Consider the following 23,595-nt stretch of genomic DNA (forward strand, 5'->3'; position numbering starts at 1 on the left):
ATAGGCATTGTCGAACACAATATCAGGCAGGGAGCGCAGCAGGCGGATGGCGGTGAGGTTTCTCTTCGACGGTCCCGAACAGGCGAGACGCACGGTCCTGCTCGCGCACGGCGCCGGCGGGCCGATGGATTCGCCCTCGCTGACAGCGACGGCGAAGGCCTTGGCGGGATCGGGCTTTCGCGTGGCTCGCTTCGAGTTCAACTATATGGCTGGTCGACGAATGGCGTCGGGCCGCAAGCCGCCGCCGCGCGCAGAAAAGCTCAATCCAGAATACATTGCCGCTATTGAGGCGCTTGACGCAAAAGGGCCGCTCATCATCGGCGGCAAGTCGATGGGCGGCCGGGTCGCCAGCATGGTCGCAGACGACCTCTTCGCCTCCGGCCGAGTCCACGGCCTGCTGTGCCTAGGTTATCCCTTTCATCCGCCGGCCAAGCCCGAGCAGTTGCGCACGGCACATCTTGTCGACCTGAATATCCCGACGCTGATCGTGCAGGGCACGCGCGATCAATTCGGCATGCGAGAGGAGGTGTCCGCCTACACGCTGTCACCGGCGATCGAGATTTTGTGGCTCGATGACGGCGATCACGATCTGAAGCCGCGGAAATCGGTTTCCGGCTTTTCGGCCGCCGACCATCTGAAGACCATGGCCGAGGCGGCTTCCGCCTGGGCCGAGCGGACGACGAGTTGAGACGGGCGATGAAAATCGCCACCTTCAACGTCAACGGCATCAACGGATGCCTCGCGGTGCTCCCGCTTCTTTGATGTGCTGGAAACGAGGCGCCGCCCGGCTTGATTGCCGGGCGGCGCGGAACTTTCTCACGATCGCGGCAACGCTATGCCGCGCATTTCAGTCGGAACAGTCGGACCAATCAGCTGCACCCGGTCGTCGAACCGCAGGTGTTGCACTTCAAACAGGTGCCGTTGCGGACCAGGGTGAAGTTGCCGCATTCGCCGCAGCTGTCTCCGACATAGCCTTTCATGATCGCCTCGGCGCGACGCTCTGAGGCTTTGGGCTGGCCGGCGGCGGCGGGGGCCGCGAAGCCGAGCTTGGCCATCTCCGCCTCGCCATAAGGCTGCTCGGCCGGCTCCTGCTTCAGCGCGGTCGCACCGGCCGTGGCATAGCCATGGGCTTGGCTGGCCTGGCGCGGGGCTTCGGGCACCGCGCCGCCCGGGATCAGCATCAGCTTGTCGGCGCGCGAGCGGACAAGGCCCTTCGAGACCGAGGTCTGCGGGGTGGCGCCAGCCGCTGCCGGCTGGTTCTGGCCGCCGCTGCCGAGCCCGATATTGCCGACCTCGCTCGGGTCGATATGGGCGAGCTCGTAACGGCCGAGATAGCTGATCGCCAGTTCGCGGAAGACGTAGTCGAGGATCGAGGTCGCGTTCTTGATCGAGTCGTTGCCCTGGACGAAGCCGGCGGGCTCGAAGCGGGTGAAGGTGAAGGCGTCGACATACTCCTCCAGCGGCACGCCATATTGCAGGCCCAGCGACACCGAGATGGCGAAGTTGTTGATCAAGGCGCGCAGCGCCGAACCTTCCTTGTTCATGTCGAGGAAGATCTCGCCGAGGCGGCCGTCATCATATTCGCCGGTGCGCAGGAACAGCGTATGCCCGCCGATCTTGGCCTTCTGGGTGTAGCCCTTGCGCCGCGTCGGCAGCTTCTCCTGCTCGCGGTTGCGCTCGACGCGCTCGACGATGCGCTCGACGATCTTCTCGGCGACCTGGGCGGCGCGGGCCGTCATCGGCTGCTGGTGCAGCGCCTCGACGGCATCCTCCTCGTCGTCCTCATCGGAGATCAAGGCCGAGTTCAGCGGCTGCGAGAGCTTGGAGCCGTCGCGGTAGAGGGCGTTGGCCTTCAGCGCCAGCTTCCAGGAGAGCATATAGGCGCTCTTGCAGTCCTCGACGGTGGCGTCGTTGGGCATGTTGATGGTCTTGGAGATCGCCCCCGAGATGAAGGGCTGGGCCGCGGCCATCATGCGGATATGGCTCTCGACCGAGAGATAGCGCTTGCCGATGCGCCCGCAGGGATTGGCGCAGTCGAAGACGTTGTAGTGCTCGAGCTTGAGATGCGGCGCGCCTTCCAGCGTCATCGCTCCGCAGACATGCACGTTGGCGGCCTCGATCTCGGCTTTGGAGAAGCCGAGGAAAGGCAGCAATTCGAAGGACATGTCGGCGAGTTTCTCAGCCGGAACCTTAAGCGTGTTGACGAGAAAATCCTCGCCCAGCGTCCATTTGTTGAAGACGAACTTGATGTCGAAGGCGGCTTTCAGGTCCTTCTCGATCGCGTCGATCTTGTCCTGGGTGAAGCCCTTGGCCTTGAGCGAGCCGTGGTTGATGCCGGGCGACTGCGCCAGCGTGCCGTGGCCGACCGCATAGGCCTCGATCTCGGCGATCTCGCTCTCGCGATAGCCGAGTGCACGCAGGGCGTCGGGCACCGCGCCGTTGATGATCTTCCAGTAGCCGCCGCCGGCGAGCTTCTTGAACTTCACCAGCGCGAAATCGGGCTCGATGCCGGTGGTGTCGCAATCCATCACGAGGCCGATCGTGCCGGTCGGCGCGATCACGGTCGCTTGCGCATTGCGGTAGCCATGCTTCTCGCCGAGCGCGAGCGCATTGTCCCAGGCGATGCGGGCGCGCTCCGAGAGCAGAGTGCTGGAGCCGCCCAGGCGCGCCAGCGTGCCATGGTCGAGCGGGACTGGCGTGACCTGCAGGCCTTCATAGCCGGAAGCCAGGCCATGGGCCGCGACGCGGTGGTTGCGGATGACGCGCAGCATATGCGCGGCGTTCTTCTTGTAGCCGGGGAAGGGGCCGAGCTCGCCCGCCATCTCGGCCGAGGTCGCATAGGAGACGCCGGTCATGACCGCGGTCAGCGCGCCGGCGAGCGCACGGCCCTCGTCGGAATCATAACCGAGGCCCATGGTCATCAAGAGGCCGCCGATATTGGCGTAGCCGAGGCCGAGCGTGCGGTACTCATAGGAGAGTTCGGCGATTTCCTTGGAGGGGAACTGCGCCATCGTCACCGAGATCTCGAGGACGATCGTCCAGAGCCGGCAGAGATGCTCATAGGCTGCGACATCGAAAGCCTTGGCCTCGCGATCATAGAACTGCAGCAGGTTGGCCGAGGCCAGGTTGCAGGCCGTGTCGTCGAGGAACATGTATTCCGAGCACGGGTTGGACGCCCGGATCCGGCCGGAGGCCGCGCAGGTGTGCCAGTCGTTCATCGTGGTGTTGAAGTGCAGGCCGGGATCGGCCGAGGCCCAGGCGGCGTAGCCGATCTTCTCCCAGAGGTCGCGGGCCTTCAGCGTCTTGGTGATCTTGCCGGTCGTGCGGCCGGTCAGGTTCCAGTCGCCATCGGTTTCCACGGCGCGCAGGAAGTCGTCGGTCAGCGAGACCGAGTTGTTCGAGTTCTGGCCCGAGACCGTGAGATAGGCCTCCGAATCCCAATCGGTGTCGTAGATGTCGAACTGGATGTCGGTGTAGCCCTGCTTGGCGAACTGCATCACCCGCTTGATGTAGTTGTCGGGCACCATCGCCTTGCGGGCGAGCTTGATCTCGCGCTTCAGCGCCGGGTTCTTCTCGGGATCGAAGCAGGAATCGCCATCGCCTTCGCAGTTCACGCAGGCCTTCATCACGGCCTTCATGTGCTTCTGGACGACCTTGGAGCCGGTGACGAGGGCGGCGACTTTCTGCTCCTCGCGCACCTTCCAGTCGATATAGGTCTCGATATCGGGGTGGTCGACATCGACCACGACCATCTTGGCGGCGCGTCGCGTCGTGCCGCCCGACTTGATCGCGCCCGCAGCCCGGTCGCCGATCTTGAGGAAGGACATCAGGCCCGACGAGCGGCCGCCGCCGGCGAGCTTTTCGCCTTCGCCGCGCAGCAGCGAGAAGTTCGAGCCGGTGCCGGAGCCGTATTTGAACAGGCGTGCCTCGCGGACCCAGAGGTCCATGATGCCGCCTTCGTTGACGAGGTCGTCCTGCACGCCCTGGATGAAGCAGGCATGGGGCTGCGGGTGCTCGTAGCTCGACTTCGACTTCACCAGCTTGCCGGTCTTGAAGTCGACGTAGAAATGGCCCTGGCTCGGGCCGTCGATGCCATAGGCCCAATGCAGGCCGGTGTTGAACCATTGCGGCGAGTTCGGTGCCACGCGCTGGGTCGCGAGCATGAAGCGCAGTTCGTCATGGAAAGCCTGCGCATCCTCCTCGGAGGAGAAATAGCCGCCCTTCCAGCCCCAATAGGTCCAGCAGCCGGCGAGCCTGTCGAAGACCTGCTTGGACGAGATCTCCGAGACGAAGCGCTCGGCTTCCGGGAGCTTGGCGAGCGCGGCCTCGTCGGGCGCGGAGCGCCAGAGGAAGGAGGGGACGTCGTTTTCCTCGACCTTTTTCAGCGCCGCCGGGACGCCGGCCTTGCGGAAGTATTTCTGCGCGAGCACGTCGCTGGCGACCTGCGACCAGGATTCGGGCACCTCGATGCCCTCCAGCCGGAACACGATCGAGCCATCGGGATTGCGGATCTCGCTGACGGCAGAGCGGAACGGTATCGCCGCGTAGGGCGATTGGCCGGCGGAGGTGTAGCGGCGCTCGATGCGCATGATCTCGTATCCCCATGCAATGCCGCGGGCTCCAAAAGCCCCGCGCGGCCGGTTGATCACCGGCTCCTGATGTCAGCCCAACTCGGTTTGTGCCCCGTGGACGTCGCGGCGGCTATGTTTCCGCCTTCTCTCGTCCGGTTGCGGCCAGAACAGTCCGCAAACAATCGCTCGCCGCAGCCGTTGCCGGCATGCCACGTGATGATCGCCTCGACCCTTCCGGAAACTCTTTTGCGGGTGTCGATGGCGTTTCCGCCGGCCGTCACGCGACCGTCAAAATTTAGTCCCGAATGGGCCGCCTCGTCAAGGATTAGTGCACACCAAACCCTGTGGACACGACATCTGGTAGGTATGTGTGAGTTATGGGGATAAGTTTCAAGGCCGCCGCTAAGCCTTGGGAATCGCGGGACGAATCCTCTCCGCGGTGCCAGCTTGCCACAGTCGTGCGCCGAAGAAACGCATCAAATGCGCGCCATCATGGTTAATCAAGGGGGCTGAGTGATCTTTCGGCCACGGACGTAAGCGGTATCTGCAGCGGCGCGATCAAGTGCTTGAATCCATGCGGGCTTCGCGAAAGCCGGGCGCAATGGGAGCGATCTCGAATCAAGGCCGAATCGTGGCGCCGATATTCGCGGTCGCTGAATCGTCGACGGCGGCGATTTCTTTGAGCGGGTGGCCGAGCCTCAAACCGTCGGTTGCTCACCGCGGGCTTTCGGCGGTGGATTTAGCAGCGAGTTAAGGCAAGGAGGCTCAGCATCGCGTGGACATGTGCGGCTCGGGAGAAACCGATGCGACGTCTCGCCTTGGTTGTATCGGTCCTGGCGCTGCCTGGATTCTTGGCGCTGCCTGGATGTACAGATCAGGAACCGCTGTCGCCGGCTTTCGCCGGCGAGTGGTCGTCGGCCAAGATGGGCTGCGGCGGCCCTCGCATCGCCATCAACCGAACCGGCATCTCCGCCAGCGGCATGCCGATCAACGGGATGACCTTCACGAGTTCCAGCGTTTCCGGCTCGACCGCCCATGTCGTCATGGAGGTGAGTTCGGCAGCCCGATTCATGGGTCAGGCTCCGAAGCCCACAAGCAAGCCCAATGACCAGAACCCGGCGAATCTGGAGGTCGTTGCGACGCTGATCGCCTCAAGCACCCGGGTTCATCCCACCAACGTGATTTTCCGCCACAAGGGCACAAGGCAGCTTCAGGCCGCGCATGAGGATGTGCTGGCAGTCTTGACGCTCGTGCGTTGCAAGGAGCGGTCGGCCAATGACAGATCGCCGGGTCCCGCGCGTATAGAGGCTGGCGCGCGTAGAGGCTGGACAGCGCCGTTCCATCTCTCCATAAGTCGCCCAGGCAAACAGACCGCGACGGGCGCACTTTCATGAAGCCTTTGCTGCTGCAGATCTTCACCTGGTGGAACGGCCAGACCATCGGCACGCGCTTCCACACCTGGCGCTTCGGCGAGCGAGTCGGCACCGACGAGTTCGGCAATGTCTATTACCGCACCAAGGGTGGGATGAAGGACAAGGCGCTGGGCATCCAGCGTCGCTGGGTCGTCTATAACGGCGAAGCGGAAGCCTCCAAGATCCCGCCGGGCTGGAATGGCTGGCTGCATCACACCGTCGATGTCGCGCCCTCCGAGGAGCGCTACGAGCCGCGCGAGTGGCAAGAGCCGCATCAGCAGAACTGGACCGGCACGGCGCTGGCCTATCGTCCGCAGGGCTCGACGCTGGCCGGCGGCCACCGCCCGCCCGCAACCGGCGACTATGAGGCCTGGACGCCGGGGCGCTGAGGCGCCGGCCGGGCAGGGCGCTTCACACGATTATAAATGCTTAGAGCATTGCTCCTGCGAAAAACCGGTACCCACTTTTTCGCGCAATGCTCCTGCCGCGATCAAATCCAGGACCTCTGCTGTCGGCCTGACATCGCCGAAGCAGCGGTAGATCGTCGTCAGCGAAGCCTCGTGCAGGCCATGGGCGTGACCGGTATTCGCATCCGACACCATGATGACGCGATAGCCCAGCTCGACGGCATCGCGGGCTGAGGATTCGCAGCAGATATTCGTGACCGTCCCGGCGATCAGCAGCGTGTCGAGCTTACGCCGCCGCAATTGCGCGTGCAGGTCGCAACGCCCCGGGAAGAAGGCGCTATAACCCTTATAACCCTGTTTCATGGCGTGGACGTCGCCGGTTTGCGTCACGAGCTCATGCCAGAGCTGCGAGCGTGGGTCTTCAGGCCGGGCGCCATCCTGGAAATGGCGCAGACGCTGCGGGCCATGGATTGCCGCCAGGACAGGGCTCTCCAGCGGCATCGGCGCTGCGGTCACCCAGGCCACCGTGCCGCCGCGGCCTCGCAGCGCTGCGGCCACCTGGTTGATCGGGCTGACGATCTCGCGGCAGGTTTCGTCATTCTCGACCGAGGCGCGCATCAGGTCGATGACGACGAGCGCGGTCAGCGCCGGGGTCAGGCTCTCGAAAGCATGGAGACGCCCGCGCCTGGCCACGACCTTGGCGACGACCTTTTCGTCGATGCCGCTTGGATGGCGCAATGTCATCTGTCGTCCCGCGATCAGCCTCAGCCTTGTGGACGAGAGCCGATTCGCGCTCGCCGGAGCAATCGTCGCGTCAGCTGCCGATCACGAAATCAAACAGCAGCTTGATGTTGAGCGCCGCGATCACGATCGCGATCAGCCAGGCGAAGATCGCGAGCCAGCGCGGAGCGACGAGCGCGCCCATCTTCGCCTTGTCGGCAGTGAACATCACCAGCGGGAAGACGGCGAAGGAGAGCTGCAGGCTCAGCACGACCTGGGTCAGGATCAGGAGCCGCGCCGTGCCGCTGTCGCCATACCAGATGGTCACGGCAGCGGCAGGCACGATGGCGATGGCGCGCGTGATCAGGCGGCGCAGCCAGGGCGCCAGCTTGATCTTGAGGAACCCCTCCATGACGATCTGGCCAGCCAGCGTCGCGGTCACCGTCGAATTGATGCCGCAGCAGAGCAGGGCGATGCCGAACAGGGTCGGCGCGATCGCCAGCCCCAGCAGCGGGCCGATCAGCTTATGCGCCTCGCCGAGCTCGGCGACGTCGGTCTGGCCGGTCTTGTTGAAGGTCGCCGCCGCCAGGATCAGGATCGCGGCATTGATCAGGAGCGCGAAAGTCAGCGCCACCGTCGAATCGATCGTGGCGTATTTCAGTGCCTTGCGCTTCTCGGGCAGGCTCTCGCCATAGGCGCGGGTCTGCACGATGCCCGAATGCAGATAGAGATTATGCGGCATCACCGTCGCCCCCAGGATGCCGAGTGCAAGATAGAGCATCTCGGGATTGGTGACGATCTGCGTCGTCGGCGCGAAGCCCTTGATCACCGCCCCCCAATCGGGATCGGCCAGCGCGATCTGGATCGTGAAGCAGATGGCGATGACGCCAAGCAGGGTGATGATCAACGCCTCGACCCAGCGGAAGCCGAGCCGCTGCAGATACAGAATCAGGAAAACGTCTAGCGCCGTGATCAGGACGCCGATCTCGAGCGGAATGCCGAAGATCAGGTTGAGCCCGATCGCGGTGCCGATCACCTCCGCGATATCAGTTGCGATGATCGCGGTCTCGGCGAGAAACCAGAGTGTGAGCGCCACCGGCTTCGGGAAGGAATCGCGGCAGGCCTGCGCGAGATCGCGGCCCGAGCCGATGGCAAGCCGCGCGCAGAGCGCCTGCAGCACGACCGCCATGATGTTCGACAGCAGCGCGACGATAAGCAGGGTGTAGCCGAATTTGGAGCCGCCGGCGATCGACGTCGCCCAGTTGCCGGGGTCCATGTAACCGACGGCGACGAGATAGCCCGGGCCGACGAATGCGACCGCGCGTCGCCAGCCTGGCTTGGAGGCTTGAACGTCGACCGAGCGATGCACGTCGGCGAGCGAGGCCTCACCGCGATCCTGGCGCCAACCGGCGGGGGGCTTCCTGACGAAGGCGTCCATTGAATATCACCTGCTCTTGCGAATTATTTGCAAGATATAGTTCTGCGAATTATTCGCAACAAGGAAAATCACGCCGTCGCGCGACCGCGACATCGGGCACATCAGACATTGAGGGACATGCCAGCCAGGCGCCCCTGACGATGAGGCATGGCCGGCGCGCAGACAGCAATCGCCCTTTTTCCGCTCGCTTTGCCATGGTAAGCCGCCAGCGCGCGGAGACCTCGCGCGACAGAGAATCGTTTTGAGCATGCCGTCCCGCAGCCTTTCCGTTCTGGCCCTTGCTACGCTTGTTTCGTTTGCGCTGGGCGGGCCCGCTGCGGCCGATCGCATCCGCAACCCGACTGCGGTCTTCGCCGGGCTGGACAAGATCACAGGGCGGATCATCTCCTTCGAGGTGGCGGTCGACGAGACGGTGCAGTTTGGCGCCTTGCAGATCACGCCGCGCGTCTGCTGGACGCGCCCGCCGACCGAAGCGCCGCAGACGACCTCCTTCACCGAGGTCGACGAGGTGACTTTCAACAACGAATACCGGCGCATCTTCACCGGCTGGATGTATGCGTCGAGCCCCGGCCTCCACGGCGTCGAGCATGCGATCTACGATGTCTGGCTGACCGACTGCAAAGGCGGAACGGAACTCGTCGTCGATCCCAAGGAGCCGGAGGCCCCGGTCCCCGAAGAACCGCGCCGGCCGCGCACCGCGCCGGCCCGCGACGTCAATCAGGCGCCGAACGCGCCAGCGCCGGGCGGACGCATCGATGTGCAGCCGCCCCAGGGCGTGCCGGTCGCGCCGCGCCAGGCGCCGAGCCAGCGCTTCTTCCCGACCAACCCGGTGCAGCCGCGTGATCCAGCCGGCGGCAGCCGTTGAGGCCATTCGGCATGCCCCGGCATGAGGGCTGAGATCAGGCTGACATCTACCAGCTGGCTCGGGTCTCAGCCTGGCGTAAGTTCGGCCAGCGCCTGACGTCCATCGATGGTCGCGCCCCTGGGCCATGACCACCAATCGCCGGGTTTGGCGACAGCCCGCTCCAGCAGTCCCTGATAAGCCGAGCGCGGCACTTCCTGTGTGCCGAACTGGGCGAGATGCGAGGTCTGGAACTGCGCGTCGAGCAGGCTGTAGCCACCGCGCCTGAGCCGCGCGACGAGATGGACGAGGGCGACCTTCGAGGCATCGGTCTCGCGGTGGAACATGCTTTCGCCGAAGAAGGCGCCGCCAAGCGAAAGCCCGTAGAGCCCGCCGACGAGCTCGTTCTCGCGCCAGCATTCGACCGTGTGGACATGGCCGAGGTGGAACAATTCACCGAAGATCTCGCGGATGCGGCCATTGATCCAGGTCTCGGGCCGGTCGGGCTTGGGCTCGGCGCAGGCCGCGATGACATGCTCGAAGGCGCTGTCGACCCTGATCTCGAAACGGTCGGAGCGGACGGTGCGCGCCAGGCGCGACGACAGATGAAAAGCGGCGAGCGGGATGACGCCGCGAATCTCGGGCTCGACCCAGAACAGATTAGGGTCGTCGGCGCTCTCCGCCATCGGGAAGATGCCGGCTGTATAGGCGCGCAACATGATCTCAGGCGTGATCAGCGGCGAGCGGACGGGCACGGAGCGGGCCTTCATGGCGTGATGGGAGCGCGGGCGGCGCGGGGAGTCAAACGGCGGCCACGCCATGTCCAGGCGGAGCAAAGCGCGGCTCCGAGAATGACGGGCAGGACACCATGCATGTCCCGCAGGAGATGGCCGGGTCAAGCCCGGCCAAGACGTGGATATCCCGCGAAGAGTGCTCAGCCGTCCTTGGTCTCGCCCATCCCGCCGGCTGCCAGAAATTTCTCCAGCCAGTGGATGTTGTAGTCGCCGTTCAGGATGTCGGGGTTGCGCACCAGCGTGCGGAACAGAGGCAGCGTGGTGTCGACGCCGTCGACCACGAATTCGTCAAGCGAGCGACGCAGGCGCATCAGGCATTCGGCCCGGTTGCGGCCATGGACGATCAGCTTGCCGACCAGCGAGTCGTAATGGGGCGGGATCGTATAGCCTTGATAGACGGCCGAATCGACACGCACACCGAGGCCGCCTGGCGTATGAAAAGATGCGATCTTGCCTGGCGAAGGCCGGAAGGTCGCGGGATGTTCGGCATTGACCCGGCATTCGATGGCGTGGCCCTCGATCACCACATCCTTCTGCATGATCGACAGTGGTGCACCGGCTGCGATCCGGATCTGCTCATTGACGAGGTCGATGCCGGTGATCATCTCGGTGACGGGATGCTCGACCTGGATGCGCGTGTTCATTTCAATGAAATAGAACTCGCCATCCTCGTAGAGGAACTCGATCGTGCCGGCGCCGAGATAGCCGAGCTTGGCCATCGCATTGGCGCAGACCATGCCGATCTTGTCGCGTTCGCCGGCGTTGAGCGCGGGCGAGGGGCCTTCCTCCCAGACCTTCTGGTGGCGGCGCTGCAGCGAGCAGTCGCGCTCACCGAGATGGATGGCGTGGCCCTTGCCGTCGCCGAGCACCTGGATCTCGATATGGCGCGGCTTCTCCAGGTATTTCTCGATATAGACCGCATCGTCGCCGAAATTGGCCTTTGCCTCGGTGCGGGCGGTCGAGAGAGCGACCGACATGTCGTCGGCATTGCGCACGACCTTCATGCCCTTGCCGCCGCCGCCGGACGCCGCCTTGATGATCACGGGGAAGCCGATCTCGGCTGCGATCCGCAAGGCTTCGTCATCGTCGGTGACGCCGCCCTCGGAGCCCGGCACGCAAGGGATGCCGAGCGCCTTGGCGGTGCGCTTGGCCTCGATCTTGTCGCCCATGCTGCGGATATGCTCGGCCTTGGGACCGATGAAGGTGATGTTGTGCCGGTCCAGGATCTCGGCGAAGCGCGCATTCTCGGAGAGGAAGCCGTAACCGGGATGGACGGCATCCGCGCCGGTGATCTCGCAAGCCGCGATCAAGGCGGGGATGTTGAGGTAGCTCTCGCGCGCCGAGGGCGGGCCGATGCAGACGCTCTCATCGGCGAGGCGCACATGCATGGCGTTGGCGTCGGCGGTGGAGTGCACCGCCACCGTGGCGATGCCGAGCTCCTTGGCGGCACGCAGCACGCGCAGCGCGATCTCACCACGGTTGGCGATCAGGATCTTGTCGAACATCTTGAAGCCCAAATCGGATCGGCCATCTTCGCTGGGGGCCCGACTCACTCGATCACCAGCAGCGGTTCGCCATATTCGACAGGCTGTCCGTCCTCGACCAGGATCGCGACGACCTTGCCGGCGCGCGGGGCGACGATGTCGTTGAAGGTCTTCATCGCCTCGACCAGCAGGACGCGTTCGCCCGCCTTCACGACGCTGCCGACCTCGACGAAGGGCTTGGCCTCCGGCGAAGCGCGGCGATAGGCCGTGCCGACCATCGGCGAGGCGACCGCGCCGGGATGGGCGGCGGACGGCTTGCCCTCGACCGGGGCCGCGACGACAGGCGCCGCGGCGGCGACGGGCAGGGGCGCGGCGGCAGCGGGAACCTGCACGGTTGCCGTTATGGTGCGGGCCACGCGCACGCGCAGATCGCCCTTCTCGACTTCGATCTCGGTCAGATCGGTCTCGTTCAGAAGCTGCGCGAGTTCGCGCACCAGTTCGGGGTCGATCGGGCTCTTGGTCGCCATGGCGGTGTCACCGTCTTTGTCGTCTTGGCAGCGGAGCGCTGAGCGCGCTCACGCCATCCTGTGGAAGATACTGGCGGTTCAGGCCGCCGGTTTCGCGAGCCGCTTCTGCAGAAGCGGCACGATCGCGTCGAAAGCAAGATCATAGCTTGCGACGCCGAAGCCGCAGATCACGCCGACACAGACCGGCGCCATGTAGGAATGGTGCCGGAATTCCTCGCGGGCGTGGACATTGGAGACATGCACCTCGATGGCCAGCGCCTCGGTGCCCTTGATCGCGTCGCGCAGGGCGACCGAGGTGTGGGTATAGGCGCCGGCATTGATGACGATGCCCGCGCCGGCAAGGCCCGCCTGCTGAATGAAGCTGACGAGTTCGCCCTCGTAATTGGTCTGGCGGAAAGTCAGCTCAACGCCGGCCGCGACCGCCTTGGCCTTGAGCCTCTCCTCGACGCCCGCCAGCGTCACCGCGCCATAGGTGGCGGGTTCGCGGGTGCCGAGCAGATTGAGATTGGGACCGTTGAGGACGTGGACGGCGACCATGGTGCGCGGTGATTCCAGCGCCGCATGAAAGCGGCAGACGCCGCCCTCATAAACGCTGCGGACCGGCAGGGGAAGGGCGAAGCCCGACCAAAGTCGGCCGAGCTCAGCCGCTGCAGGTCGCCTTGCCGCATTTGCGGACGGCGTCGATCTTGGCCTTCAGCGCCGCCTGGCCGACCGCGCCGAAGACAACCTCGTCGCCCAGGATGAAGGCGGGTGTGCCGGTGAGGCCCAGACGATCGCCCAAGGCGACGGTGTCCTCGATCACGGCCTTGGTCGCCGAAGCGTCCATGTCCTTCTTCAGACGCTCGATATCCGCACCGGCGTCCTTGGCGACCTCGAGCGCCTTGGCGCCGTTGACGCGTCCCTTGGTCGCCATCAATTTGTTGTGGAACTCGAAATATTTCGCACCCTGGAGCTGATTCATGGCGGCGACCGCGACGCGGCTGGCCTCGACCGAATCCGGCCCGAGGATCGGGAAATCCTTGATCACGACCTTGAGCTTGGGGTCTTCCTTGGCAAGCGCACGGACATCTTCCAGCGCCCTTTTGCAGAAGCCGCAATTGTAATCCATGAACTCGACGATGGTGACGTCGCCCTGCGGGTTGCCGACGATCGCCGAAGTCGCGGGATCGACGAGGCGGGCCTTCTCGGCCGTGACGGCGCTGCGCTGCGCCTCGGCCTGGGCTACCGTGTTGCGGCGTTCGATCTCGACAAGCGCTTCCTGGACCAGTTCAGGGTTCTGCTGCAGTGTCTCGCGGATCAGATCGACCACGGCCTTGCGCTGCTCGGGGGTAAGAGCGGAGCTTTGCGCGCGGGCCGGCGCCATCGTCAGGCTGCCGGCAACCAGGAGCGCGGAGAGCGCGAGGCCGGCGCGGCGCAGCACCGTGAGGTCAAGGCGCAGCAGGAAGGGAAGCGCGATCATCGTCGTCCTTTCGGGCAGGCCGGCACTGGCCGGCGGGGCATTTCGCCCCATCATGGTTTCGAAAAACCTTCAAAATTGCTTCTGGGCTCTTGCCGGGACCGCGTCAAATCACAGCTCTGACAGCGGTTGCGGGATGAGGGCGGCTCGGTTACGGCAGCGGACATGAGCCAGCCCGCCCCTTCCAGTCATCTCATGCCCGCGCTCGCCGCGCGAGCCGAGCGTGTTTCGCCCTTCATCGTCATGGATGTGATGAACCAGGCCGCCGCCATCGAGCGGAATGGCGGTTCGGTGGTACATATGGAGGTCGGGCAGCCTTCCGCGCCGACGCCGGCCAGCATTCGCACGGCGGCCGGCCGCGCGCTGGAGCATGGCCGCATCGGATACACCCAGGCGCTCGGCACGGATTCGCTTAGGGAACGCATCGCGCGGCATTATCGGGATGCTTATGGTGTCGGCGTGGCGGCGCAGCGCATCGTGGTGACGACAGGTTCCTCGGGCGGCTTCATCCTGGCGTTCCTGGCCTGCTTCCAGCCGGGCGCGCGGGTCGCGATCACTGCGCCGGGCTATCCCGCCTATCGCAACATCCTGATCGCATTGGGGCTGGAGCCGGTCGCCATCGAGGTCGGGCCGGAGACCCGCTTCGCGCTGACGCCGGAGCTCATCGCCAGGGCACATGCCCAGGCGCCGCTCGCAGGCGTACTGACGATGAGCCCCGCCAATCCGACCGGTGTGGTGATGGCGCCCGACGCCATCGCCGCCGTGGCTGCGGAGTGCCGCCGGCTCGGTCTCTGGTACATTTCCGACGAGATCTATCACGGCCTGACCTATGAGGCGCCGGCGACAACGGCGCTCGCCGCCGATCCCGACGCCATCATCGTCAATTCCTTCTCGAAATATTACTGCATGACCGGCTGGCGTGTCGGCTGGCTCGTGGTGCCCGAGCGGCTGGTGCGCACGATCGAGCGGCTGCAGCAGAACTTGTCGATCTCGGTGCCTTATCTCAGCCAGGTCGCGGGCGAGGCGGCTTTCGAGGCGACGCAGGAGTGCGAGGCGATCAAGGCCGGCTACGCCGCAAACCGCGCCTATCTGCTGAAGGCCCTGCCGGAAATCGGTCTGGGTGACTTCCTGCCCGTCGACGGGGCCTTCTACATCTATCTCGACATCGGCCGATATTCGAACGATTCCATGGCCTTCTGCCGAGATGTTCTCAATCAGGCGGGTGTCGCGATCACGCCTGGGCTCGATTTCGACGAGGCGCGCGGCGCAAGAACCGTGCGGATGTCCTTCGCCGGTTCGCTGCAGGAATGCGAGCAGGCCGTCGAACGGATCGGAGCCTGGTTGAAAGGCCGCTGAGCGCAATGGGAGCAGGGCGGGTCCGACGCTTGCCAGGAGCAGGGATTCCCGTCCAACTCACGCGGTTCTTGATGTTGGGGAGCGAGTTCGATGCGACACAGCTTTGCGCCCTCTCGCACGCCGGTTGCGCCCTGCGCCCTGGCGCTGCTCTTCTTCCTGCTCGCCACCCTGGGCCTAGCGCCCGCTGGTCCCGCCCGAGCTCAAGCCGACACGCATGTCACGCTGACGCTGCGCGGCGACGAGACTCCGGAGACGGTGCGCAAGCTGGTCGACGCCTTGTCGACCGGCGGCCGCAAGGTCGAGATCAGGATCACCGGCAAGGACCAGCCTGTCCAGGCCGCACCAGTGGCGGTCGCGAACGACGCCGCCACGCCGGCAAACACCAGCCCGAGTCAGGGCGAAACACCGATCGAGGCGTTCTGGGATCATTTCGTGGACGGGCTGACCCAAGGGGTGAGCGCGGTGCCGCGCCTGGCCGCGCTGCCGGACGCCTGGCGGAGCGCCTGGGCGCGGAACCGCAACGGCGCGAGCGGGCTTCCGGCGGGCTGGGGTCTCATCGCGGGCCTGGCGCTCGCCATCACTGCGGCAGGGCTTGCCCGTTTCGCAACCGCCGGCTGGTTCGCGCGTCGGCTGCGGCCCAAGGGGCCTGAATTCACGCCGCGCCTGATCGCGTCGTCCTGGGGACTGTTCCAGGATCTGATGACGCTCATGGTCGGGCTGGCGGCGTTGCATGCCGCGCGCATGCTCTGGTTGCCCGAGCCCGATCTTGCCGCGACGACCTTGCGTGTCATCGCCAACGGCGTGGTGATCGGAGCCGCACATCTGATCCTCGGGCGCTTCCTGCTTTCTCCCGGCGTGCCGGAGCGGCGGATCATGCCGCTGCCGCGCGCCAAGCGGCATTTCGGCCTGCTGGCTTTCTACGGCATCGCCTCGCCGATTCTGCTGACGACCGCGGTTGCAAGCCAACACGCAGTTGGCCCGGGCCCGGTCGCCGGACTGTTCACGCTGGTCGGCATTGCCGTGACTCTGTTCAAGGTGTGGTGGTTCATCGATGCGCGACACGATCTTGCAGCGCTCATCCTCGAATCAGCGCATGAGCCGGGGCCAGGCCGGCGCGTGATCGCGGTCGGCGCCGGCTGGCTCTACGCCGCCTCGGCCGTGGCGATCTGGATGGTCGGCAACGCGGCGGCGATGATGGAGGGTGGAGCACGCTGGGCCGAGGCCGCCGGCTTGACGCAGCTCATCATCGTGCTGGTGCCGATCCTGGCGGTCGGCACCACCAGCCTGATGGCCTGCCGGCAGGCGCATGCCGCCGCCCTGGGCGAACGCGCGCCGCTTACGCTCGCGCTCGGCCACGCGGCGCGTGCGGCCGCCGGGGGCGTGATCTGGGCCGGCGGCTTCTATCTGCTGGCGCGGCTCTGGGGCGGCTTTCTCCTCGGCGGGAGCTCGACGGAGTTCTCCGCTTTCTCGCAGCGGGCGGCCGGCGTCGTCATGCTCGCCTTCGCGGGCTGGGTCGCGCTCGTCTTCCTGCGGGCCTTCTTCGACGCCTATGCGCCCAAGCGCGGCGCGACCGGGCCTGTCGACGAGGACGCCACGCTTGAAGAGAGCATCCCTTCGCGGCTCGCGACCGTCCTGCCGGTGTTGCGCGGCGTCGTCCTGGGCGCGGTCGTCGGCTTGACCGGGCTCGTCGTGCTGTCGCGGCTCGGCGTCGATATCGGCCCCTTGCTCGCCGGCTTCGGCATTTTGGGGCTCGCCATCTCCTTCGGCTCGCAGGCGCTGGTGCGCGACATCGTCTCGGGCTTCTTCTTCATGATCGAGGACGCTTTCCGCGTCGGCGAATATGTCGATACCGGGCGGCTCAAAGGCACGGTCGAGAAGATATCGCTGCGCTCGATGCAATTGCGCCACCAGAGCGGGCAGATCCACACGGTGCCGTTCGGCCAGATTCCCTCCCTCACCAATGCCAGCCGCGACTGGGCAACGCTGAAGTTCAATGTCAGGCTCGATCACTCCGCGGATATCGAAAAGGCGCGCAAGGCGATCAAGAAGACGGGGCTGGCCCTGCTCGAAGACCCTGAATTCGCGCCGCATTTCATCGCGCCGCTCAAGATGCAGGGCGTCGCCGACATCACCGACAGCGCCATCGTCATCCGGTTGAAATTCACCGCCAAGCCGAACCAGGCCTCCTCACTCCAGCGCGAGGCGCTGAAACGGGTCTATCGCGCGCTCAACGAGGCAGGAGTGCCCTTCGCCTCGAACGCCGTGACGGTGCGCGGCGGGGAGGCGACTTCGCAAGCCGGCGCGGCGGCTGCGATCAGCGCGGTGCCGCCGCCGAGCCCGCTCGCACCGGCGGCTGGGTGAGGTTTACGGGAGAAGGGTAGAGTCGGCGTTCGGCCGGTTCGCAGTTGAGGGCGTCGTGTTGATGTCCCGCTGAACAACGCTGGGGCAAATCTGATCGTGAACGCACGATGGCAGGAATCCTCAACGTCTCGCTCGGTCGGTCAGCAAGCATTCCGCTTGACGATGAATACGGGTAGCGACAGTGTCGCGGGACATGTTCAGGAACCAGAACCTTTGTGACCGACGCCGACGTCGCTGCACCCAAGCGGCGGCTCTTCGGGCTGCGCGTCGATCAGCGTCCGTCCGCGTCGTGACTGCCTCGTCATAGGTCCCACGCGCCGGAGCGGCTCCGGCCCGCGTTCTTGACCCCCGCAGCCCTCGGCTCCGGGGGTTTTCTTTTGCCCGAACCCCGGAAGGACACCACCATGAGTATTCGCGTAGGCATTGTCGGGATCAGCGGTTTTGGCGGCGGCGAAGCGATGCGCCTGATCGCGAGCCACCCGTCTTTCGAGCTCATCTACGCCGCCGGCGAGGGCAGCGCCGGCAGCCGTTTAGTGGACCGCTTCCCCGGTGTGCCGGCCAAACTGGCCGAGCTGGTGATCGAGAAGTGGGACCCTGTGACCCTGCCGAAACTCGACGTGCTGTTCGCGTCGCTGCCCACGGGCGGCTCGGCCGAGGCGCTGGCGCGCGTCCCCAAGGACGTGAAGATCGTCGATATCGGCGGCGACCACCGCTACGTCGAGGGTTGGGCGTACGGCCTGGCCGATGTCTGGCCAGCCCAGATCGAGGGGCAGACCCGCGTTGCCAACCCCGGCTGCTTCCCTGCTGCGACGCTGAGCGCGCTGGCGCCGCTGCTGGCCTACAAGCTGATCGAGCCTGGCAACATCGTGATCGACGCCAAGACCGGCATCTCCGGTGCCGGCCGGGGCGGCGCCGACAGCAAGTTCGGCTACGCCGAGAGCAACGAGAACTTGGTGCCCTATGGTCTGCTCAAGCACGTCCACATGCCCGAGATGGCCAAGACAATCGAGCGGCTGAGCGGCGGCAGCGCGGCCGGGCTGGTGTTCACACCGCATTTGGTGCCGATGACCCGCGGCGTACTTGCCACCATGTACTGCCGCGGCCGCGCCACTACGGAGCAGTGCCTGGAAGCCGCCCGGCGCTTCTACGCCGGGCGGGCGTTCGTGCGCGTGACCGACAAGCCGCCGCAGACCAAATGCGCTACGGGCTCGAACCTCGCATTTGTCAGCTATGCGGCCGATCCAGAGCGCAACTTGGTGATCGCGATGGGCGTGGTCGACAATCTCGGCAAGGGAGCGGCCGGCCAGGCGGTGCAGAATGCGAACCTGATCTGCGGCCTGCCAGAAACCGCGGGGCTGGACGGCGCACCTGTTTGGCCATGATGAGGGCGTCCATATAAATCCGCGACAGGAAAAAGGCCGCTGCGGTGTTCCGCAGCGGCCTTTTCATTCAGTTCCTCCCGGCCAGCTTGTTCCACCAGCCGCCGCGCTTGGGGCGATCCGGGTCAGGCGGGGTCAGCACCACCGCGACCGGCTCCTCGATCACGCGCGGGGCGGGGGCGGGCTCGGGCTCCGGAACAGGCGCGGGGGTAGCAGCGACCGGCGCAGCAGCGACGGGCTCAGCCGGCTCGGTCACGGCGACAACCGGCGCCGCTTCACCATCTTCAGTGATCGGCACGACCTTCTTGCGGGCGCGGCTGCGCTTGGGCTTCTCGGCCGGGGCGGCTTCAGCCTCGACCGCGACGGCCTCCGTCACAACCTCGGGAGCGTCCACGACCTTGGCGGCTTCGACGGGAGCCTCGACATCGGCCGGTGTCTCGGCGTCAGCCTTGGGCTTGCGTCCGCCACGGCGGCTACGGCGCGGCTTGGCGTCCGCCTCGGCGTCAGGCTCTGCCGCCACTTCGGTCACGACCGGCTCGGGAGCCGCAGCGACGATCTCGGTCTCCTGCGATTCGGCGGCGTTCTCGTCGCCGTCCTCATCGTCGTCCTGACCATCCTCATCGCCCTCGGCATCCGTGCCGCCATCGAGGCGCACGCCATTGGCGTCGCGCTCGCCGCCACGCCGCCGCCGGCGACGACGCCTGCGCTTGCGGCCGCCTTCGCCGCGCGACTCGCCTTCGCCACGGTCCGGCTTGTCGTCATTGGCGGCAGCGGCCGTCGTGGCCTCGCCGGCTTCGACGCCCTCGTCTTCGGCGCCGAGCGCTTCGGCTTCAGCAGCAGCGTCGAGCGCGTCATCGTCGATATCGGCGGGAATTGCATCGGCCTTGAAGGACGTCGGAACGATGCGACCTTCATTGCCGACGAACTCGCCGCGCTCGACCTCGAAATAGCGCGTGCCGAGCAGGGTTGCGTCGACCGTGATGCTGATTGCGATGGCGAAGCGGGTTTCGAGATCGGTAAGGTGGGCGCGCTTCTGATTCAGCACGTAGAGCGCGACCTCCGGCCGGGTGCGGACGGTGAGGTTATGCGAGGCGCTCTTGATCAGGTTTTCCTCGAGCGCGCGCAGGATCTGCAGCGAGACGGACGCAGCCGAGCGCATCATGCCGGCGCCGGCGCAATGCGGGCAGGGCACGGACGAGCTCTCGAGCACGCCGGTGCGAATGCGCTGGCGCGACATTTCGAGCAGGCCGAAGGCCGAGATGCGGCCGACCTGGATGCGGGCGCGGTCGTCCTTGAGGCAATCCTTCAGCTTCTTCTCGACGGCGCGGTTGTTGCGATTCTCCTCCATGTCGATGAAATCGATCACGATGAGACCGGCCAGGTCGCGCAGGCGCAGCTGACGGGAGATCTCCTCCGCTGCCTCGAGATTGGTCTTGAGGGCGGTGTCCTCGATATTGTGCTCGCGGGTCGAACGCCCGGAGTTGATGTCGATGGCGACCAGCGCCTCGGTCTGGTTGATGACGATATAGCCGCCGGATTTCAGCGTCACATTGTTGGAGAACATCGCGTCGAGCTGGCTCTCGACGCCGAAACCGGCGAAGAGCGGCGTCTGCTCGCGATAGGCCTTCACGCTCTTGGCATGGCTCGGCATGAGCATGCGCATGAAGTCCTTGGCCTCGCGATAAGCCTCCTCGCCAGCGACATGAACCTCGTCGATGTCCTTGTTGTAGAGGTCGCGGATCGAGCGCTTGACGAGGTTGCCCTCCTCATAGACCAGCGCCGGCGCGACCGAGGCGAGCGTCAATTCGCGCACGCTCTCCCACATCCGCATCAGATATTCATAGTCGCGCTTGATCTCGACCTTGGTGCGCGAGGCGCCGGCGGTGCGCAGGATGATGCCCATCCCCTCCGGAACCTCGAGCTCGGAGGCGACCTCCTTGAGCCGCTTGCGATCCTCGGCATTGGTGATTTTGCGCGAGATGCCGCCGCCCTTGCCGGTATTGGGCATGAGCACCGAGTAGCGGCCGGCGAGCGAGAGATAGGTGGTGAGCGCCGCGCCCTTGTTGCCGCGCTCTTCCTTGACGACCTGGACCAGGATGATCTGGCGGCGCTTGATCACCTCCTGGATCTTGTACTGGCGGCGATGATGGCGTTGGGGCCGCTCGGAGATGTCGTCGAGCGCGTCGCCGCCGCCGAGCTGCTCGGGCTCCTCATGCTCGCCGTCCTCGTGAGCGTGCTCTTCGCCGTCCTCTTCGTCCTCGGCCGGCTTGCGGGCCTCTTCGCCTTCCGGCTCGGCCTGGTCCGCGGCGACGGCCTCGACCGTTTGTGTCTCGTAGGTCAGCGACGGCGCGTTCTCGATGGCGTCCTCGGTCGCGGATTCGGTGATGGAGGGCGCAAACTCCTCGCCGAAGGCAGGTCCGCCTTCGTTGACCATCGCGGCGCCCTTGCCGTCCGCCTCGATCTCGGAGGTGACGGTCTCGTCATGGGACGCCTTCTTGGCGCGCCCGTCGCGATCGCCTCGGCGGCCACGGTCGCGACGACCGCCGCCGCGCTTTTCGCGCTTCTCCTCGTCGCGCTCTTCCTCACGGTCGGCGCGCGCCTCTTCGGCGATCAGCGCCTGTCGGTCGGCGACCGGAATCTGGTAGTAATCCGGGTGGATTTCGGAGAAGGCGAGGAAGCCGTGGCGGTTGCCGCCATATTCGACGAAGGCGGCCTGGAGCGAGGGCTCCACGCGCGTCACCTTCGCCAGGTAGATGTTGCCCCGCAGAGGTTTGCGACTGGCGGACTCGAAATCAAATTCCTCGACGCGGGATCCGCGAACCACCACGACCCGGGTCTCCTCCGGGTGGGTGGCGTCGATGAGCATCTTGTTGGCCATATGAATTTTCCATAGACGCGGCCGCCATCAAAACCCGCCGGGCTGCGGATGCGAATCCGTGGCCGCGGGCTGGGGCGTCGCGCGAAGACCGGCGAAAGCCGGCATGTTGCAGGAGCAAAAGCCGGCGCAAACCGGCGTCTGGGACGGGGAAGTGTACGATCGAGACAGGATAGCGGCTCCGGAAACCCGGCCGGGCAAGCGCCCCGGCACAGTCCCGCAGGTATGGACGAATCACCGATGAAAAATGCGGCGTCGTATGCCCCGACATCTGTCCTGACCTGCGACGTACTCGCCTGAAGACGAAGCACGCCGCGTTTGCACGCTCGCGAGATCTGGCCAGGCGCCGAACTTTCGTGGCTGACGCCGGCCGTCCGCGGACGATCCGTTGGCGGTTGCGCTGCTGCGGCCGAACCCCGAAGGGTCGGCCGCCTTAAGCCTGACCCCGGACGCCGACGGACCCTCGGATCCGGATGCGCACCATGGGTGGCTTCGCAATGCAACCATCCCCATTACAGACAGGTGACCGTGATTTGCAAGTCACATCGTCCGGCCATCGTAACAGTGAGGCGGGCAAGGATGGTTCACGGTCGGGGACGGGCATGGTAACGCCCTGTTAAGGCCTCGCGCCCTTATGGTTAAGCGTCGGTGACGCAGACAGGGATCAATCACCCCTTTGCTCCGCTTTCGCAGCCCAGCTTTCCGCAGCCTTCGCCCCGGTTTTGTCCGTCACGGCACGCGCTTGCTTTCGCGCGTGCTTCTCGGCTCCTGGCTTGCTGCGGCCTGTGCGAGCGCCGGCAGCGCCAACCCCGGGCCCGCCAATGACTTTCCGGTCGCGACCGACGCCAGGATCGAGCAGGCCGGAGAGATCATACGCCTGACCGTAGCGCTTTCACGGCCTGTGTCCGTCAGCACATCGGTGATGGCCTCGCCCGACCGGGTGATCGTCGATTTGCCGTCCGTCAATTTCCAGATGCAGCCCACGACCGGGCGCAATGGCGCGGGCTTCGTCAGCGCCTTCCGTTTCGGCCTGTTCACGGCCGAGCGCTCGCGCATCATCATCGACCTGGCGCAGCCCGCTCTCGTCGCGCGCGCCGAGATGCGCAACCGGCGCGGCGGATTTGGCGAGCTCGTGATCGAGCTGAAGCGCTCCTCACGGGCGGAGTTCCAGGCGGCGGCGAACGAGGCCTCGAAAAACCGCCGCGAGGCGGCCATGTCGCCGGTCGAGATCGTCAAGCCTGCCGGAGATACTCGCCAGATCGTGGTCATCGACCCCGGCCATGGCGGCATCGACCCTGGCACGGTCGTGGCGTCGATAGCGGAAAAGGCGGTCGTGCTGGCTTTCGGCATGACACTGAAGGAGAGCCTGGAGGCGTCGGGGCGCTATCGCATCCTGATGACCCGCGACGAGGATCGCTTCGTGCCGCTGGGCGAACGGGTGAAGATCGCGCGGGAGGCGGGGGCCGATCTGTTCATCTCGATCCATGCGGATTCGTTGACGCAGGCGCAGGATGTACGCGGCGCCACCGTCTATACGGGCTCCGAGCGCGCGACCGATGCGGAGGCAGCCCGGCTGGCGGCCAAGGAGAACCAGGCCGATACGGTCGCGGGCCTCGATTCGAGCGAGGATACGCAGGACGTCGCCGGCATCCTGATGGATCTGGCCAAGCGCGAGACGCGGACCTTCTCCTCTGTGTTCGCGCGCAATCTCGTCGAGACGCTTGGCGGCTCGGTGAAGATGCACAAGGTGCCGCTCCGCTCGGCGGGGTTTCGCGTGCTGAGCGCGCCCGATGTTCCGTCCGTACTGATCGAGCTCGGCTATATGTCGAGCCCGAAGGATGCGGAATTGCTCAATTCGGCGGCCTGGCGGACGCAGGCCGTGGCGGCCGTGCATGCCGCGGTCGACGGGTATTTCGCGCAGGCCCGCCTGCCTGCGGGCAAGGCTGCGGAGAACCGGCGCTGAGCCGGGGTGGC

Annotated in this window: 17 protein-coding genes; 8 read left to right on the forward strand and 9 right to left on the reverse strand. The window is 65.8% G+C overall.

The genetic code is table 11. The features are described from left to right. The first annotated feature begins 46 nt into the window (after window positions 1-46). Window positions 47-688, forward strand: coding sequence for an alpha/beta hydrolase family protein (locus CYD53_RS03155; protein WP_103716706.1), 642 nt, complete (start codon window positions 47-49; stop codon window positions 686-688). A 181-nt stretch (window positions 689-869) separates the two neighbouring features. On the opposite strand, the gene CYD53_RS03160 is transcribed toward CYD53_RS03155, so the two are convergent. Next, window positions 870-4,589, reverse strand: a complete 3,720-nt coding sequence (locus CYD53_RS03160; protein WP_103716707.1) for a vitamin B12-dependent ribonucleotide reductase — start codon at window positions 4,587-4,589, stop codon at window positions 870-872. A gap of 785 nt (window positions 4,590-5,374) precedes the next feature. On the opposite strand from CYD53_RS03160, the gene CYD53_RS29825 reads away from it, so the two are divergent. Further along, on the forward strand, window positions 5,375-5,965 hold the full coding sequence (locus CYD53_RS29825) for a hypothetical protein (RefSeq protein WP_146055803.1): 591 nt from the start codon (window positions 5,375-5,377) through the stop codon (window positions 5,963-5,965). Next, on the forward strand, window positions 5,962-6,372 hold the full coding sequence (locus CYD53_RS03170; RefSeq protein ID WP_103716709.1) for an NADH:ubiquinone oxidoreductase subunit NDUFA12: 411 nt from the start codon (window positions 5,962-5,964) through the stop codon (window positions 6,370-6,372). The genes CYD53_RS29825 and CYD53_RS03170 overlap by 4 nt, the downstream gene beginning before the upstream one ends. A 30-nt stretch (window positions 6,373-6,402) precedes the next feature. Here the strand turns inward: CYD53_RS03170 and CYD53_RS03175 are convergent, their stop codons facing one another. Beyond that, window positions 6,403-7,134: a cysteine hydrolase family protein gene (locus CYD53_RS03175; RefSeq protein ID WP_103716710.1), complete on the reverse strand. Its 732-nt coding sequence runs from the start codon at window positions 7,132-7,134 to the stop codon at window positions 6,403-6,405. Window positions 7,135-7,204: 70 nt separating this feature from the next. Next, entirely contained in the window at window positions 7,205-8,548 is a 1,344-nt protein-coding gene (locus tag CYD53_RS03180; RefSeq protein WP_103716711.1) for an Nramp family divalent metal transporter, read from the reverse strand. Window positions 8,549-8,795: 247 nt separating this feature from the next. Between CYD53_RS03180 and CYD53_RS03185 the strand changes: the two genes are divergently transcribed. Continuing rightward, window positions 8,796-9,413 carry a DUF2155 domain-containing protein gene (locus CYD53_RS03185; protein WP_103716712.1) on the forward strand — a complete coding sequence of 206 codons (618 nt, stop codon included), beginning with the start codon at window positions 8,796-8,798 and terminating at the stop codon, window positions 9,411-9,413. A gap of 65 nt (window positions 9,414-9,478) precedes the next feature. On the opposite strand, the gene aat is transcribed toward CYD53_RS03185, so the two are convergent. From aat to CYD53_RS03210, 5 genes are all read right to left on the reverse strand, one after another. Beyond that, a complete protein-coding gene (gene aat, locus CYD53_RS03190; protein WP_245928094.1) occupies window positions 9,479-10,108 on the reverse strand; it encodes a leucyl/phenylalanyl-tRNA--protein transferase in 630 nt (209 codons plus the stop codon). A gap of 215 nt (window positions 10,109-10,323) precedes the next feature. Beyond that, entirely contained in the window at window positions 10,324-11,688 is a 1,365-nt protein-coding gene (gene accC, locus CYD53_RS03195) for an acetyl-CoA carboxylase biotin carboxylase subunit (protein WP_103717082.1), read from the reverse strand. A 44-nt stretch (window positions 11,689-11,732) separates the two neighbouring features. Beyond that, window positions 11,733-12,194 carry an acetyl-CoA carboxylase biotin carboxyl carrier protein gene (accB, locus tag CYD53_RS03200; RefSeq protein ID WP_092165384.1) on the reverse strand — a complete coding sequence of 154 codons (462 nt, stop codon included), beginning with the start codon at window positions 12,192-12,194 and terminating at the stop codon, window positions 11,733-11,735. Window positions 12,195-12,272: 78 nt separating this feature from the next. Next, window positions 12,273-12,731: a type II 3-dehydroquinate dehydratase gene (aroQ, locus tag CYD53_RS03205; RefSeq protein WP_092165386.1), complete on the reverse strand. Its 459-nt coding sequence runs from the start codon at window positions 12,729-12,731 to the stop codon at window positions 12,273-12,275. A gap of 103 nt (window positions 12,732-12,834) precedes the next feature. Further along, the gene (locus CYD53_RS03210) at window positions 12,835-13,653 is read right to left on the reverse strand and encodes a DsbA family protein (RefSeq protein WP_103716714.1); all 819 of its coding nucleotides are present in this window, start codon (window positions 13,651-13,653) and stop codon (window positions 12,835-12,837) included. Between the two features lie 162 nt (window positions 13,654-13,815). On the opposite strand from CYD53_RS03210, the gene CYD53_RS03215 reads away from it, so the two are divergent. The 3 genes from CYD53_RS03215 to argC all read left to right on the forward strand — a co-directional run bounded on the left by CYD53_RS03215 (window position 13,816) and on the right by argC (window position 18,749). Continuing rightward, entirely contained in the window at window positions 13,816-15,006 is a 1,191-nt protein-coding gene (locus CYD53_RS03215) for a pyridoxal phosphate-dependent aminotransferase (RefSeq protein ID WP_245928067.1), read from the forward strand. Window positions 15,007-15,096: 90 nt separating this feature from the next. Next, on the forward strand, window positions 15,097-17,367 hold the full coding sequence (locus CYD53_RS03220; RefSeq protein ID WP_103716715.1) for a mechanosensitive ion channel family protein: 2,271 nt from the start codon (window positions 15,097-15,099) through the stop codon (window positions 17,365-17,367). A 404-nt stretch (window positions 17,368-17,771) separates the two neighbouring features. Then, window positions 17,772-18,749: an N-acetyl-gamma-glutamyl-phosphate reductase gene (gene argC, locus CYD53_RS03225; RefSeq protein ID WP_103716716.1), complete on the forward strand. Its 978-nt coding sequence runs from the start codon at window positions 17,772-17,774 to the stop codon at window positions 18,747-18,749. Window positions 18,750-18,816: 67 nt separating this feature from the next. On the opposite strand, the gene CYD53_RS03230 is transcribed toward argC, so the two are convergent. Further along, window positions 18,817-21,624, reverse strand: coding sequence for an Rne/Rng family ribonuclease (locus CYD53_RS03230; RefSeq protein ID WP_103716717.1), 2,808 nt, complete (start codon window positions 21,622-21,624; stop codon window positions 18,817-18,819). 739 nt (window positions 21,625-22,363) lie between these two features. Here CYD53_RS03230 and CYD53_RS03235 point away from each other — a divergent pair. Beyond that, complete coding sequence (locus CYD53_RS03235) at window positions 22,364-23,584, forward strand: N-acetylmuramoyl-L-alanine amidase (protein WP_146055804.1); 1,221 nt, start codon at window positions 22,364-22,366, stop codon at window positions 23,582-23,584. The last annotated feature ends 11 nt before the right edge of the window (window positions 23,585-23,595 follow it).

Source organism: Allobosea psychrotolerans, assembly GCF_002917105.1.
Lineage (GTDB): Bacteria > Pseudomonadota > Alphaproteobacteria > Rhizobiales > Beijerinckiaceae > Allobosea > Allobosea psychrotolerans.

Bases quoted from the DNA above. Each gene is read 5' to 3' on its own strand.
- CYD53_RS03175 (WP_103716710.1), bottom strand. From the start codon at position 7,134: ATGACATTGCGCCATCCAAGCGGCATCGACGAAAAGGTCGTCGCCAAG.
- CYD53_RS03215 (WP_245928067.1), top strand. From the start codon at position 13,816: ATGAGCCAGCCCGCCCCTTCCAGTCATCTCATGCCCGCGCTCGCCGCG.
- CYD53_RS03180 (WP_103716711.1), bottom strand. From the start codon at position 8,548: ATGGACGCCTTCGTCAGGAAGCCCCCCGCCGGTTGGCGCCAGGATCGC.
- accB (WP_092165384.1), bottom strand. From the start codon at position 12,194: ATGGCGACCAAGAGCCCGATCGACCCCGAACTGGTGCGCGAACTCGCG.
- CYD53_RS03230 (WP_103716717.1), bottom strand. From the start codon at position 21,624: ATGGCCAACAAGATGCTCATCGACGCCACCCACCCGGAGGAGACCCGG.
- aroQ (WP_092165386.1), bottom strand. From the start codon at position 12,731: ATGGTCGCCGTCCACGTCCTCAACGGTCCCAATCTCAATCTGCTCGGC.
- CYD53_RS03220 (WP_103716715.1), top strand. From the start codon at position 15,097: ATGCGACACAGCTTTGCGCCCTCTCGCACGCCGGTTGCGCCCTGCGCC.
- CYD53_RS03210 (WP_103716714.1), bottom strand. From the start codon at position 13,653: ATGATCGCGCTTCCCTTCCTGCTGCGCCTTGACCTCACGGTGCTGCGC.
- CYD53_RS03160 (WP_103716707.1), bottom strand. From the start codon at position 4,589: ATGCGCATCGAGCGCCGCTACACCTCCGCCGGCCAATCGCCCTACGCG.
- CYD53_RS29825 (WP_146055803.1), top strand. From the start codon at position 5,375: ATGCGACGTCTCGCCTTGGTTGTATCGGTCCTGGCGCTGCCTGGATTC.
- CYD53_RS03170 (WP_103716709.1), top strand. From the start codon at position 5,962: ATGAAGCCTTTGCTGCTGCAGATCTTCACCTGGTGGAACGGCCAGACC.
- aat (WP_245928094.1), bottom strand. From the start codon at position 10,108: ATGTTGCGCGCCTATACAGCCGGCATCTTCCCGATGGCGGAGAGCGCC.
- argC (WP_103716716.1), top strand. From the start codon at position 17,772: ATGAGTATTCGCGTAGGCATTGTCGGGATCAGCGGTTTTGGCGGCGGC.
- CYD53_RS03185 (WP_103716712.1), top strand. From the start codon at position 8,796: ATGCCGTCCCGCAGCCTTTCCGTTCTGGCCCTTGCTACGCTTGTTTCG.
- accC (WP_103717082.1), bottom strand. From the start codon at position 11,688: ATGTTCGACAAGATCCTGATCGCCAACCGTGGTGAGATCGCGCTGCGC.
- CYD53_RS03155 (WP_103716706.1), top strand. From the start codon at position 47: ATGGCGGTGAGGTTTCTCTTCGACGGTCCCGAACAGGCGAGACGCACG.